Origin of the sequence: sulfur-oxidizing endosymbiont of Gigantopelta aegis, assembly GCF_016097415.1 — a bacterium.
GTDB lineage: Bacteria > Pseudomonadota > Gammaproteobacteria > GRL18 > GRL18 > GRL18.
The window spans coordinates 603730-617366 of sequence record NZ_JAEHGE010000001.1 but is presented as its reverse complement, the minus strand read 5'-3'; the positions used below and the strand labels follow the sequence as shown (position 1 = coordinate 617366).

The window sequence follows — 13637 nt, the reverse complement described above, 5'->3', positions numbered from 1 at the left end:
TGCCGCTGTAAAAGTGAATAATATTTGACTAATTCAATAAAACTAAAATCAAGCCTCAATGTCCGGCAGTTATTACTGATTGCTTTGCTATGTATCAGTATTTTTTCTATGGCTTTTTATTATAGCCGTATTGATACCTCACTGCAAAAGCGCTATGCTTCAACCTCCCATGAGATTTATGAGCAGACAGAATTATTGATCGATGAAAAAAAAGAGGCGATTTTATTAATCGCTTTGTCAATGAGCAGGGATTTAAAAATTCGTGAATCATTGAATTGGCACGATCCTAATATGCTCGACTTTACGCACTTCACAAAACGCTTTTCAGTGCACACCTCATTAAAAAATTTACTTGATACTATAATTATACTATAATTATACTATAATTATACTATAATTAAAGTATAGATTATGTGTGGAGTAGAATGATGTCAAAAAATAAAATTCAGTTTCAAGAAGGTTATAGTTTATTTGAGCTTTTTAATGATTATGGCACTGACAAACAGTGCCGACAAGCCTTATTTAAATGGAAATTTCCTGATGGATTTGTTTGCCCAGAGTGTGGCAATAAGACTTATTGCACTCTAGAACATCGCCATCTTTATCAGTGCCACCATTGTCATCATCAGACATCAGCAACCTGTGGGACAATATTTGATAGTACCAAACTGCCTTTATCTAAGTGGTTTTTAGCGATTCATCTTATGACTCAATTGAAGACAGCGGTTTCAGCATTAGAATTAAAGAGACAGCTTAAGGTAAGCTACAATACAGCCTGGAGTATGAAACAAAAGATCATGCAGGTTATGAAAGAACGTGATGACAGTAAACCTTTATCAGGCATCATTCAAATTGATGATGCCTACTGGGGTGGTGAGCACAGAGGCGGCTCCAGAGGTCGTGGTTCAGAAAATAAAACACCGTTCGTTGCAGCCGTTTCTACTAATGAAGATGGACACCCGATTGCAATGAATTTAAATGTGCTTAAAGGGTTTAAATCCAGTGAAATAAAACGATGGGCACAAACTCATTTAACACCTGGAAGTACTGTTTACTCAGATGGGTTAAATTGTTTTCCTGCGGTTAAAGAAGCTGACTGTAAGCATGTTCCAATCGTCACGGGTGGTGGTGCGGCAAGTGTTGATAAAATTGAGTTTATCTGGGTTAACACTATGATAGGTAATATTAAAAACTCTATGAAGGGAAGCTATCATTCCATTAACTCAAAACATTTACCTCGGTATCTTGCTGAATTTTGTTATCGGTTTAATAGACGCTTTAACTTAAAAGACATGATGCCAAGGTTTTTATGCGTGGCGATGAAAACGCCACCTATGAATGGAAAGCTCCTAAAAATGGCGGAGCTTTATGGGTAATCAAGAAAATTTATGGTTTCAAATTATTACCAAAGACGGTGATAGTTTTTATCGTAGTTGGACAGATAAAAGGGGCGATAAAATTGCCAACAACAGACTGGATATTGCTTCGGTCTTGAAATCTCCAGAAATATTAACATCGATCAGCACGGGCAAATTTGATTTGACCTTTAAAGCAATGGTGCCTATCTACGATGAAGAAGGCTTTATTGGTATTTTTGAGGTGATTGCCAAGTTTAATTCAATTGCGGATAAGTTAGAAAAAGAAGGTATTGATGCGGTTTTTTTAGTGGATAAACATTATAAGCCACAATTAACAAAGGCATCGACAGGGACTTTTATCCAAAACTATTATGTAACCAATAGTAATGTTAAAGAAAAATATTTAAACATCATAAAGACAAATCAAGTTGAAACATACATTCAACCAGAGAATAATTATATTATTGATGTCGCAAACAACCTGTTAATTACTTATTTTGACATACCTGATATAAACCATAAACCCATGGGGCATTTTATTTTGTTTATGCCCTTGGACAAGGTTTATGTCGATGATATTTATAATGCTCGCAATCAATTACTCACTATTTTTGTTTTTTTAATTGTCTTATTGATTGTTGTATTACGCTATTTATCGAATCAGCATTTAACAAAAAAAATTAAAGAAATTAACGTCCATTTGGAAGAAAAAGTCTCTCTAAAAAATAGAGAACTAATCGAACAAGGGGCTTTTTTACAAAGTATTTTAGACGGCGTATCCAATGCGGTCACAGTCATTGATAAGCAATACAATGTGACATTGATGAACAAAGTGGCTCAAAATAATTCTGGTTACACCTTATTAGACGATGAAAAAATTAAGTGCTATGACACTGCTCGTCATCATGAAAAAAATTGTCGTTCAAAAGCTAATAAGTGTCCTCATAATGATGTGTTTAGTACTGGCAAGCAAAGTAAAGTAGTACATAATTACCTATCGGATGAAGGAAAAACTTTATTTATAGAAATTACTGCGAGCCCACTCTTTAATGAGGCGGGTGAAGTAGAGGCAATCATTGAGCTGGGGCATGATATTACCGATCATATTTTGGTTCATGAACAACTTAAGGAACAAAAAGAACTGCTTTCCTATCAGGCGGAAAATGATGCGCTAACAGGCTTACCCAATCGTGTGTTGTTTGTTGACCGGGTGGATCAGGCAATTAAATTGGCGAAAAGAGAGCAAACTAAAATTGCTATTCTTTTTATTGATCTAGATCGCTTCAAAGAAATTAATGATACCTTAGGGCACAATGTAGGTGATAAGGTATTGATTGAAGTGGCGCAACGATTAAAGGATGCCATTCGTAATGTTGATACGGTTGCTCGCTTGGGTGGCGATGAATTTACCTTGATCTTAGCCAATATTCATCACCTATCCTCGGTGATGAAAATTGCACAAGATCTGGTTGAAGTATTAGCCCAAAAAATCATGTATGGTGAAAATGAACTTTATGTGACAGCCAGTATCGGCATCAGTCTTTATCCCGATGATGGCAAGGAAACTGATATTTTACTAAGAAACTCTGATTCGGCAATGTATCATGCCAAAGAACAGGGACGTAATAATTATCAATTTTATACGCAGCAAATGACCGATCAGGCTATCGCCCGTATCGCCTTGGAAAAAAATCTCCGTAGTGCTATTAAAAATAATGAGTTTGAGGTTTATTATCAACCGCAATTCAATGCTCAAAGCAAAGAAATTGTTGGCATGGAAGCCTTACTGCGTTGGCATCATCCGACAAAGGGCTTAATTTCTCCCGCTGAATTCATTCCTATTGCCGAAGAAACCGGCATGATTATAGAGATTGGCTGGCAGGTGATTGACAGGGTGATTAAACAACATCTTCAATGGCGAGCAGCCGGTTATAGCTATGCACATATTTCAATTAATTTGTCTGTAAAACAGATTCAGGACGCTGATTTTATTCAAAAAATAGTCGCTACTTTGGAGTCCTATCAGTATCAACCGCAAGACATTCGTTTTGAAGTGACAGAAAGTTATATTATGACCGATCCGGAGCTGGCGATTAAGACACTTAAGGAACTTAAGGCACTTAAATTTTCTATCTCGATTGATGATTTTGGTACCGGTTATTCATCCTTGTCTTACCTTAAACGCTTGCCCTTAGATGAACTTAAAATCGATCAGTCTTTTGTGCGGGATTTGCCCGGTGATGAGGAAGATGAAGCCATTGTCAGGCTGATTATCTCTCTGGCGAAAAGTTTGAGCTTAGAGGTTATTGCTGAGGGTGTTGAAACCGCAGAGCAGCAGGCTTTTTTATTGGCTGAGCACTGTGAAAAAATGCAGGGCTATGTCTTCCATAGGCCACTTGAGGTGGAAAAAATGACCGCAATACTGAGACAACGTATGCTTTGGTGATATGTAAAATAATCTGTAAAGCCTTATATCCGTCGCACTCTGATGATCTTTGCTGCACTGCAACGGATTTATTTAGATTTAAACCCCGATTAAGCTATTTAGTCGGGGTTTTTTTGTATACATGAATATAAAACAGGCAAAATGAGGTAAAATGCTTGGTATATTATTGATATGCAGATTTTTCTCCTCCTATATAGATGAAACAAACAACTATGACAAACAAAGCCGTTCCACGTAAGACAAAAATTATTGCCACTATTGGCCCCGCCAGCGATTCACCAGAAATTATCAAACAAATGATAGAAGCTGGCATGAATGTCGCGCGTTTAAATATGTCCTTTGGCGTTGATGAAGTGCAACAAAATCGTCTCGATCTAATCCGTCAGGTTGCCAAAGAGATGGGCTGTCCTATTGCTATTATGGCTGATACCAAGGGCATTGAAATTCGCACGGGTAAATTAGCTGATGCGAGAGCTGAATTGCTTGCTGGAGAAACCTTTATACTGTATTCCTATACTAGAGAAGGCTCGGCACAGGGTGTTTCAGTCAACTATAGCAATCTGCACAATGAAGTCAGTGTCGGTACACTGATTTTTCTTAATGATGGTGCGATTGAATTAGAAGTTGAAGAAATAATTCAAACCCATGGTGGTGAAGTACATTGTCGGGTCATTCATGGCGGCTTATTACGCGAAAATAAAAGCGTCAACCTGCCTGATACACAGCTCGAAATGAGTGCGGTGAGTCCCGAAAACCAAGAAGAAATTTACCGGGAACTGAGCTTTGCGGCAGAAAACAATGTCGAATATGTGGCCGCTTCTTTTGTGCAAGATGCTGAAGATGTCATAAAAATGCGGGCGATTTTGCGAGATAAGGGCGTTGATATCCCCATTATCGCCAAGATTGAGAATCGAGCCGGTATCGAAAACCTCAAGGCCATTGTTGCCGTTGCTGATGGTACGATGGTGGCTCGTGGCGATTTAGGTGTTGAACTACCCTTGGCTGATGTCCCTGCAATGCAAAAACGCATTATTCAGTCCACAGTCACCAGTGGCAAGCCAGTGATCACCGCCACAGAAATGTTGGCCTCTATGGAAACCAATCCAAAGCCGACACGGGCTGAAGCCAGTGATGTCGCCAATGCTATCTTGGATGGTAGTTCGGCGATTATGCTCTCGGGTGAAACAGCGATGGGCAAATACCCTGTCGAGTCAGTTAGAATGATGGCCTCGCTGGCGATACGCGCCGAAGCCTCACTGAAAGAATTTGGTTATTTACAGAAAATTAAGCCACATAGTAGCAATATAGTGACAGAGGCGGTGAGTCAGGCCGCTATCACTATGGCCAATCATCTCAAAGCCTCAGCCATCATTAGTTTAACCGAATCCGGCTTTACCTCACGGCAGATTTCTAAATACCGTCCAGAGTCACTGATTCTAGCAGTAACGGGTTCAGAATCAGTGGTACTTCGCTCCTCAATGAACTGGGGTGTGCATTCCATCCTCTATAAAGAAGGGGCGAGCAATGATGAAAAACTGGAATTTGCTTTAGAAGAAGGCAAACGTCTGGGTTATATTCGCTCTCAGGATATTATTGTGGTAACTGCGGGGCCAGGTCAGGAAGCCGGTGGTACGAATATGGTACGAGTGTTGACTGTACCATAGAGGCTTTGACTCTTGATTTTTCTTTTCCACTCCCAGTGAGAAATGTGATGTGGGTAAGAAGGAGGCAGGCGGTGCTTGGACTCCTTCTGATTTAACCCCTAAAAATTACCTTTCGAACGCCTAATCAGTCGTCCAATCGTAAGTCCCTGCACAACAATAGAAAAAATAACAATTACATAAGTAATACTTAGAATCACCTCCCGTTCAAAACCTGTTGGTAGTGATAATGCCAAAGCAACCGAAATTCCCCCACGTAAACCACCCCAGGTCATAATCTTAATGGCATGAGGAGAAAATTCCCGAAAATTATGCAATAGCTTCACGGGTAAGCCGACCGCAATAAAGCGTGATAATAAGACAAAGGGAATTAAAATTAATGCCGCAAATAAATAACTCTGCTCAAAACTAAGAATCAAGACTTCCAGGCCAATCAAGACAAATAAAATCGCATTTAAGATTTCATCTAATAACTCCCAAAAAGTATCAATATGCTCACGGGTTTTATCTGACATGGCCAAACGACGACCATGATTGCCCATTAATAATCCAGCCACTACAATGGCAATGGGGCCGGAAACGTGAATGAGACTAGCAAAGGCATAGCCGCCCATGACCAGCGCCAGAGTGATTAGGATCTCAACGGTATAATTATCCAAGGATTTAATCATTGTATAGGCAATATAGCCAATGAGCAGGCCATAGAGAATGCCGCCAACGGTTTCTGCAACAAATAATAAGGCAATGGATGAACTACTGACCTCTTCTGTGCCCGTGGCAAGGCCTAATAAGACAATAAAAACCACCACACCAACGCCATCATTAAATAAGGACTCCCCCGTGATCTTGGTTTCTAGACTCTTGCTTGCGCCAGCAGTTTTAAGAATGCCCAGCACTGCAATGGGGTCAGTCGGTGAAATTAATGCACCAAAAACCAGACAATAGAGATAACTGACCGGTAATTGCATCCAGTCAAAAATAAACCAGGTGAGAGTGCCAATTAAAAACGTGGAGATAACGACTCCCAGGGTGGCCATAATGCCTATCACATATTTTTGTTTGGCTAAATCATCCAAATTGACATGTAAGGCACCGGCAAATAACAAAAAACTTAACATGCCATGCATCAGGGTTTCATTAAAATCAATTTGCGAGATAAGCAATTTTGCGTAATGGCCTATATCGACAAAGCCTAGTTTGGCCAATGCGATCAAGGCTAGGGAAAATGCCAACGCGCTGAGCATGATACCAATGGTATTGGGTAATTTTAACCAACGGGCATTGAGGTAACTGAATAATGCCGTGAGGGTGATTAACAGCGCCAGAATGTTTTCCAATGTCATTGATAATAATCCTTATTGATTAATTACTATGTGATTTTAAGTGTTTAAATTTTAGGGGCAGCTCAAATAAATTAATTTATCTTTACACTGGTAGGATGTGGTGAGGAACGAACCGCATCAATGGCCTTAAAGCTAGAAACCTTTGATGCGGTTCGTTGCACTCACCACATCCTACCGCCGAAGTGTAACAATAAGTTTGACCTGCCTCATATTTTATAACCATGAATAAAAACGGCACTCTGGGAAGTGACTACAGCCAATATAATCCTGACCTATCTTTTTTCCCTTAACCGCCTGACGAATTTCTAATGGCTGTTGACACTCAGGGCAAGCATCGCCTGCTTTATAGTGACTATTACTTGTTTTTTTAGCAGGGACAGGCTGTTTTATTTGTTGAATGATACTATTTAATAGATTTTTTTGCTGCTGTAAAAATCCATCGATAGTTTGACCCTTATTATGGGCAATGTCATCCAATTGTTGCTCCCATTGTGCGGTAAGTAGCGGGTCTTTAATGGTTTCAGGGACAGCATCACACAAAGAAAAACCTAATTCAGTGGCCTTGAGTAATTTCTTTTCGCTACGAATAAACTTGCGCTGAAATAAGGTTTGAATAATATTAGCTCGAGTTGCCTGTGTACCTAGCCCAGCAGTTTCACGGAGAATTTTTTTCATCACTTTATCCGTGACTTCAGAACCAATAGTCTCCATCGCTTTGATTAAAGTGCCCTCAGTAAAATGCTTGGGTGGCTTGGTTAATTTATTTTCTATGTTGAGGTGATCACATAATAAGGCCTGACCTTTTTCAACGGCAGGGAGTTCTTTTTCATCATTATTAGTCCGATTGGTTGTTTGTGTGAGTACCAATTTCCAACCTTGAACACGGGGGATTCGGCCACTGGCCTTAAATTTGTCCTCAGCAATGGCCACCATAATAATACTCTGATCATATTCATAGTCCGGAAAAAACTGGGCAATATAGCGCCGTCGAATCAAATCATAAACATTGCGTTCTTTAGCATTTAAACGCTGATAGCCCTTGTTGTTCTGAGTGGGAATAATCGCATGGTGAGCGGTGATTTTTTTATCATTCCAGACCCGTGAACGTTGTTTTTGATTAGCCTGCTTGAGCAAGTCAAGCAGGCTGGGATCATTGTGACCCAGGGCCGATAAAATCACCCCGACATCGTTGAATTGGCTCATAGGCAGGTATTCACTATCACTTCTGGGATAAGAGGTGAGCTTGTATGTTTCATACAAGGCCTGGGCAATATTGAGGACTTCCTGAGCACCATAGCCCCAACGTCGTGAGGCTTCCTGTTGCAAGGCTGATAAGTTGTATAACAAAGGGGCAGGCTGTTTTTTTCTTTGGGTGCTGGCAGTCATCACCTGACCAAATTGTTGCTGGCAACGATCGACCACAGCCTGAGCCTGTTGTTGATCAAAACAATGTTGTTTATCCTGGGCTTTATTGGTTCTGGGTATTTGCCATTTTGTCTCTAACAAACTTTGCCTATTGCCGGGCTGAGTTTCAAAAAAGGCCAGCACTTCATAATAAGCTTCGGGCTTAAAGTGGGCAATGGCGCGATCACGTTGCACAATTAAGGCTAAGGTCGGTGTTTGCACCCGACCGACTGAGCGCACTTGGCGATCATTGCCCAAAAGGGTATAAGCACGGGTAAGATTCATGCCAATGAGCCAGTCAGCACGGCCTCGGGCAAGTCCAGAATGATAGAGTGGTAAGGTCTCTTCGCTATTGCGAATAGTTTTTAAAGCGCGTTGAATACTGATGGGATCCAATGCGGACAACCAGAGGCGCCGTGTACTGCCTTGAAAATGATGAAAATCCAATACTTCACGGGCAATGGTTTCACCCTCTCTATCCGCATCGGTTGCGATAACCACGCTATGACATTGTTTTAAGAGCTTTTTAATGACGTTTAACTGCTTCCGGGTGGATTTTTTAGCCGCTAATTGCCATTGCTGGGGCAGAATGGGGAGATCATTGATTGACCAGCGTTTATAGCGGCTATCATAGCCATCAGGGGGTATCATTTCCAACAAATGGCCAATACACCAAGTGACTAATAAGCCATTGCCCTGTAAATAGCCGTCATTTCTCTGATTTGCGCCTAATGCCTTGGCTATATCACGCCCCTGAGAGGGTTTTTCGCAGAGATAAAGCTCGAAAGTGTTATTATGTTTAACGGCCAAAGTGAATCCTGTTTAAAATGCAATGTAGGCTATGAATTTAGATTCGATAATCATACAGGATACTCTATCGCTACGCTACAATACATTGAACAGCTAAAAAGATAAAAGGAAAATGGAGTGAGTGAAATTCTAAGGCAAATTTTTTCAATATTTTTAGTGCCACCGGGATTATTTATTACTTTTTTACTGCTGAGTATTTTCTTAGTTAAAAGTCTTAGAGTAATGAAGTGGGTCTTAATGTTACAAATAGTGGTCATTTATTTATTAAGTATCCCTTTTACCACTGATATCTTATTTGCACAATTAGAAAATAGTCCTGCTCTGAGCGAAACACAAATAAAAAATTCACAGGCTGATGTGATTATATTATTAGCCGGTGGTATCACTGCTCATGCTAATGAATATCATGGGCCGGATATCGCTTACTTTACTAATGGGCGCTTACGCTATGCCGCTTGGTTACAAAAAAAGACCGGCCTGCCCATGATTGTCACAGGGGGTATTGATGAAGAGGGGGTGACTGAAGCCGAATTGATGAAAAAAGTTTTGCGCAATGAATATGAAATTACAGTCACAATCTGGGTAGAAAATCGCAGTCAAAATACCTTTGAGAATGCCCAATACAGCAATGCGATTATGCAGCAACAACATTATCAGCGTTATTATCTAGTGACCAATGCCTTTCACATGAAGCGTGCGCTAGAAGTGTTTAGCAAGCAAAATAATCGTGTTATTCCCGCCCCCATGAGTTTTTATTCGCAAACAAGTGACTATGAATTTGGTACTTTTTTCCCCCATAGTTACTCCCTGTGGAAAAATTTTCTGGCCATGCATGAAATTGTGGGACGCTATTGGTATCGTTTTTATTATGATTAAAAAACAATCAGCCATAGAGCAATAATTTACCAAAGCCTCTTTTTTATTGAGCAAGTTCTTGCTCAAAACAAGCTTAAAAAAACAATATTAAAAAAGATGAGACAGGTTAAAAATGTTAAACGATTGATAATAAAGGTAATAAAAAAGTTGGCATCATGCTTGCTTTAACTAAGGAGAGTTATTTTTAAGAGCCTATTATAGGCACCAATATTATTATAAGGATATAAACTATGCCAACTCCCGCGTATATGACAATCGAAGGTGAACTTCAAGGTTTAATCACTGCAGGTACTTTCACTGAAGAGTCTGTCGGTAATGTTTATCAGGAAGGTCATGAAGATCAAATTCTGGTTGAAGCATTTGATCACAACGTGACACTACCACGTGACCCACAAAGCGGTCAGCCTTCAGGTCAACGTGTTCATGGTCCAGTAGAAATTACTAAAGTTTTTGATAAGTCTTCACCTTTATTATATGCAGCACTGACAAGTGGTGAGCGTATGAGCAAGTGTAAAATTGACTGGTACAGAACATCTGCTACCGGTACTCAAGAGCATTATTTTTCAATTGAACTTGAAGATGCCATTATCGTAGACATTCAGGCCACTATGCCTAATTGTCAGGATCCTGGTCAAGCACATTTCACTCACTTAGAAACAGTGGCTTTTACTTATCGTAAAATCACCTGGACTCATGAAGTATCAGGTACTTCTGGCCATGATGACTGGAGAGTGCTAAAAGCTTAATTCTTTGAATTAAAGTTTTTACCTAAAAAAAGCACTGAACAGGTAACTGTTCGGTGCTTTTTTTTGGAAAAATTAATTTTTGGATAGAGCTAAAGTTTCGGGTAAAGCTCAGGCACAAATGTTTGATCGGTGATCGGTGGTCTGATATAACCTATCGAACGCTCAAGTTTGGGCAGTTTAATGCGTTCAGGGGTGATATCCTCATAGGGGATCAGGCTGAGAAAATGCGCGATACAGTTTAAGCGCGCATGTTTTTTTATGTCAGAGTTGACTACGTACCAAGGCGCTTGCTTGATATCGGTATGGGCAAACATATCATCCTTGGCGCGTGAATATTCTGCCCAGCGAGAGCGTGACTCCAGATCCATCGGGCTGAGTTTCCAGCGCTTTAAGGGTTCGACCAAACGGCTGTGAAAACGTTTGTCCTGTTCATCATCAGAGACTGAAAACCAGTATTTGATCAAAATAATACCTGAGCGTACTAACATACGTTCAAATTCCGGACAGGAACGGAGAAATTCACGATACTCATCATCGGTACAAAAGCCCATGACCTTTTCAACCCCGGCACGATTGTACCAACTGCGATCAAAGAGCACTATTTCACCTTTCGCTGGTAAGTGTGAAACATAGCGTTGAAAATACCACTGGCTTTTTTCTCTTTCTGTGGGTGAGGGCAGGGCTGCCACACGGCAGATGCGAGGACTTAAATGCTGGGTCATACGCTTGATGACACCACCCTTTCCGGCAGCATCCCGGCCTTCAAAAACAACGACCACTTTAAGCCCTTCCTTAATTACCCAAGCTTGTAACTTAACTAATTCGTTTTGCAATTTGAGCAGTTCTTTTTCATATAGTGAGTTTGCTATTTTTTTAGTACTCTTACTCTTTTTGTCTTGCTTAGCCATGTGTACCTCTCATTAAGTCATGAAAAAAGTTCATATCCATTAACTTTAGTCAAAAGTTGCTAGAAAAGAAAGCTCAGTTATTGATAAATGACAGCTTAAGTTGACTATTTCAAAAAATAATTCATAGCAAACTTAATTTCCATGGGCATCGTTAAATCATGGGGTGGTTTAGGCATAGGCAGGGCGCTCATGACGGCGTTTTTAGAGGCCTTATTAAGAATGCTGCGCTGACCATTGATAAGTAAATTTTTAATCTTGCCATTGGCCAATAAAGTAAAGCTGACAATTATTTTACCTTCAATTTTACGCTTTCGAGCAATACGAGGATAATGTTTTTGCACTTCAATATGACGCATGAGTAATGCATGGTAGTTTTTTCGTGTTTGTTCCAGCAAGCGTTGATCGGATTGTGATACCAGTGGTGAAGCCTTCACTGCCTGATTGATCTTAGGCTTATTATTTAAGGTTGAAGCCGGTGGCTTGTTGGATGTTTTTTTAGTTGTAGATTTTTTCTGCGGCGTTACTTTTACTTTAGGCTGCTTTACAACGCGCTTCTTTGGACTCACTTTCTTGGTTTTAGCTTTCTTTTTTACCCGTGGTGTTTTTTTAACTATTTTCGGTTCAGGTTTGCTAATTTTTACTTCAGGTTCAGGTGTTTTGGGGGGAATAATGACTGCTTCCACAGGGACTTCTTTGGGCTTAGTTTCAATAACGGTTACAGGTGGTGGTGAACTATTGGCAAAGCGTACCTGAGTGATTGTTTCTTGAATAACCATCGCAGGGGCAGCCTGATAAAGCGTCTTACTTTGCAGTAATAATAGCGCATGAGCGCTGAGGGAAAGTGCAATGGCAAAAAACCAAATAGTATGATTGGAAGATAGCCAATGGCTATTGGATGAATCAGCGTGCATCATTTAGGGCTTAATACTGGCAGGGGGACTAATCGACTGTTCAACGGTGACAATGTCAATACCCGATGCACCGGCCTGGCGGGCGGCATCAAAGGCACCAATGGCAATACCGAGATCTACATGCTTATCACCTCTGATACGTACCACTTTTTCTTTTTGAGCTTTAATTTCATCAATTAATATGGCTTCTAAAGCTTCCAGACTGACAATTTGACTATTGATAGAGTATTCACCGGCTTCAGTAATAAGTACCTCAATTTGCTGTGGCTTATCCAGTGCATCACCACTTTCTGCTTCGGGCAGGTCAATATTAAGCACTTCATCACGCACGAAGTGTGAGGTCAGCATAAAAAATACTAATAACAGAAACACAATATCAATTAAAGGGGTCAGATTAGGAATATGGCTGGTACGTCGCCGTCCTTCAAACTGCATGAGTTACGCCCTGACGGTGATGTGTTGCAGTCGCTGTATCCTCGTTGCCCGAGCAATGGGGTAAATATTCCAATACGAGTGATGCATAATAACGCATACTATGGGCGCGCTTATCGGCCATTGATTCCAGAACGTGCAATAGCAGTAATACCGGAATGGCAACTGCCAGCCCAACGCCCGTGGTTAGCATGGCTTCCCAGATACCACCGGCAAGCGCTTGAGCATCGACCTGTCCACCGGCTTGTTCGATCACCATAAAGGCCTTTATCATACCGATGATGGTGCCTAAGAGACCTAATAATGGTGCAGTATTGCCTAGAAAAGACAGGGTACGGAAGCCTTTTTCCATTTGATTGAGCTCCAGGCTGCCCAGTCGTGTAGCGACCCGGTTTAAATCTTCAATACCTTCCTTGGATGCCTGTAAAATACCTTGCAATAAGCGTCCTTCTGGACCGCTCAAAGCATTAATTATGGTTTCAGGTTGCTTGTTTCGCAGGGCTGTTAATAAATTGGCTTCGGTATTGTTCCCCGGTCGTCCCATTAATAAAAAACGCAGGCTGCGTTCAAACAAGATAGTGAGAGCAATGAAGGAATAGCCAGCTAAAATCCAGACAATAATGCCGCCTTTGTCAAAAATATCGGTCACAATCATAATGAGTTCTTAAATGCCAATTGAGTAAAAAGAAGCCATTATTCTACCCGAAATGTAAAATAATTGTCTTGATATAGAATAGACTTT

The 13637-nt window shown here is 40.6% G+C and carries 12 protein-coding genes; 6 read left to right on the top strand and 6 right to left on the bottom strand.

From position 1 onward, the window contains the following. Positions 1 to 108 precede the first annotated feature (108 nt). From JEU79_RS03090 to pyk, 4 genes are all read left to right on the top strand, one after another. Positions 109 to 375, top strand: coding sequence for a hypothetical protein (locus JEU79_RS03090; RefSeq protein WP_198262919.1), 267 nt, complete (start codon positions 109 to 111; stop codon positions 373 to 375). Positions 376 to 428: 53 nt separating this feature from the next. Continuing rightward, on the top strand, positions 429 to 1376 hold the full coding sequence (locus tag JEU79_RS03085; RefSeq protein ID WP_198262526.1) for an IS1595 family transposase: 948 nt from the start codon (positions 429 to 431) through the stop codon (positions 1374 to 1376). After that, on the top strand, positions 1369 to 3804 hold the full coding sequence (locus JEU79_RS03080) for an EAL domain-containing protein (protein WP_198262918.1): 2436 nt from the start codon (positions 1369 to 1371) through the stop codon (positions 3802 to 3804). Before JEU79_RS03085 ends, JEU79_RS03080 begins: the two co-directional genes overlap by 8 nt. A 197-nt stretch (positions 3805 to 4001) precedes the next feature. Continuing rightward, positions 4002 to 5468, top strand: coding sequence for a pyruvate kinase (pyk, locus tag JEU79_RS03075; protein ID WP_214660480.1), 1467 nt, complete (start codon positions 4002 to 4004; stop codon positions 5466 to 5468). 98 nt (positions 5469 to 5566) lie between these two features. On the opposite strand, the gene JEU79_RS03070 is transcribed toward pyk, so the two are convergent. Then, on the bottom strand, positions 5567 to 6808 hold the full coding sequence (locus JEU79_RS03070) for a cation:proton antiporter (protein ID WP_198262916.1): 1242 nt from the start codon (positions 6806 to 6808) through the stop codon (positions 5567 to 5569). A gap of 213 nt (positions 6809 to 7021) precedes the next feature. Then, positions 7022 to 9022 (bottom strand): DNA topoisomerase III, encoded by a 2001-nt coding sequence (locus JEU79_RS03065; protein WP_198262915.1) that lies wholly within the window; start codon positions 9020 to 9022, stop codon positions 7022 to 7024. 117 nt (positions 9023 to 9139) lie between these two features. Here JEU79_RS03065 and JEU79_RS03060 point away from each other — a divergent pair, with 117 nt between their 5' ends. Beyond that, complete coding sequence (locus JEU79_RS03060) at positions 9140 to 9898, top strand: YdcF family protein (protein WP_198262914.1); 759 nt, start codon at positions 9140 to 9142, stop codon at positions 9896 to 9898. 230 nt (positions 9899 to 10128) lie between these two features. Continuing rightward, the gene (locus tag JEU79_RS03055) at positions 10129 to 10644 is read left to right on the top strand and encodes an Hcp family type VI secretion system effector (RefSeq protein WP_198262913.1); all 516 of its coding nucleotides are present in this window, start codon (positions 10129 to 10131) and stop codon (positions 10642 to 10644) included. Positions 10645 to 10733: 89 nt separating this feature from the next. On the opposite strand, the gene ppk2 is transcribed toward JEU79_RS03055, so the two are convergent. The 4 genes from ppk2 to JEU79_RS03035 form a co-directional block, all read right to left on the bottom strand. After that, positions 10734 to 11552: a polyphosphate kinase 2 gene (gene ppk2 / locus JEU79_RS03050; protein ID WP_198262912.1), complete on the bottom strand. Its 819-nt coding sequence runs from the start codon at positions 11550 to 11552 to the stop codon at positions 10734 to 10736. Between the two features lie 104 nt (positions 11553 to 11656). Continuing rightward, the gene (locus tag JEU79_RS03045) at positions 11657 to 12466 is read right to left on the bottom strand and encodes an energy transducer TonB (protein WP_214660479.1); all 810 of its coding nucleotides are present in this window, start codon (positions 12464 to 12466) and stop codon (positions 11657 to 11659) included. Then, entirely contained in the window at positions 12467 to 12898 is a 432-nt protein-coding gene (locus tag JEU79_RS03040; protein WP_198262910.1) for an ExbD/TolR family protein, read from the bottom strand. Next, positions 12888 to 13544 (bottom strand): MotA/TolQ/ExbB proton channel family protein, encoded by a 657-nt coding sequence (locus tag JEU79_RS03035; RefSeq protein WP_198262909.1) that lies wholly within the window; start codon positions 13542 to 13544, stop codon positions 12888 to 12890. The genes JEU79_RS03040 and JEU79_RS03035 overlap by 11 nt, the downstream gene beginning before the upstream one ends. Between the last annotated feature and the right edge of the window lie 93 nt (positions 13545 to 13637).

Excerpts from the sequence above, each read along its gene's own strand:
- JEU79_RS03085 (WP_198262526.1), top strand. The coding sequence starts at position 429 with ATGTCAAAAAATAAAATTCAGTTTCAAGAAGGTTATAGTTTATTTGAG.
- JEU79_RS03040 (WP_198262910.1), bottom strand. The coding sequence starts at position 12,898 with ATGCAGTTTGAAGGACGGCGACGTACCAGCCATATTCCTAATCTGACC.
- JEU79_RS03070 (WP_198262916.1), bottom strand. The coding sequence starts at position 6,808 with ATGACATTGGAAAACATTCTGGCGCTGTTAATCACCCTCACGGCATTA.
- JEU79_RS03080 (WP_198262918.1), top strand. The coding sequence starts at position 1,369 with ATGGGTAATCAAGAAAATTTATGGTTTCAAATTATTACCAAAGACGGT.
- JEU79_RS03055 (WP_198262913.1), top strand. The coding sequence starts at position 10,129 with ATGCCAACTCCCGCGTATATGACAATCGAAGGTGAACTTCAAGGTTTA.
- pyk (WP_214660480.1), top strand. The coding sequence starts at position 4,002 with ATGAAACAAACAACTATGACAAACAAAGCCGTTCCACGTAAGACAAAA.
- ppk2 (WP_198262912.1), bottom strand. The coding sequence starts at position 11,552 with ATGGCTAAGCAAGACAAAAAGAGTAAGAGTACTAAAAAAATAGCAAAC.
- JEU79_RS03090 (WP_198262919.1), top strand. The coding sequence starts at position 109 with ATGGCTTTTTATTATAGCCGTATTGATACCTCACTGCAAAAGCGCTAT.
- JEU79_RS03045 (WP_214660479.1), bottom strand. The coding sequence starts at position 12,466 with ATGATGCACGCTGATTCATCCAATAGCCATTGGCTATCTTCCAATCAT.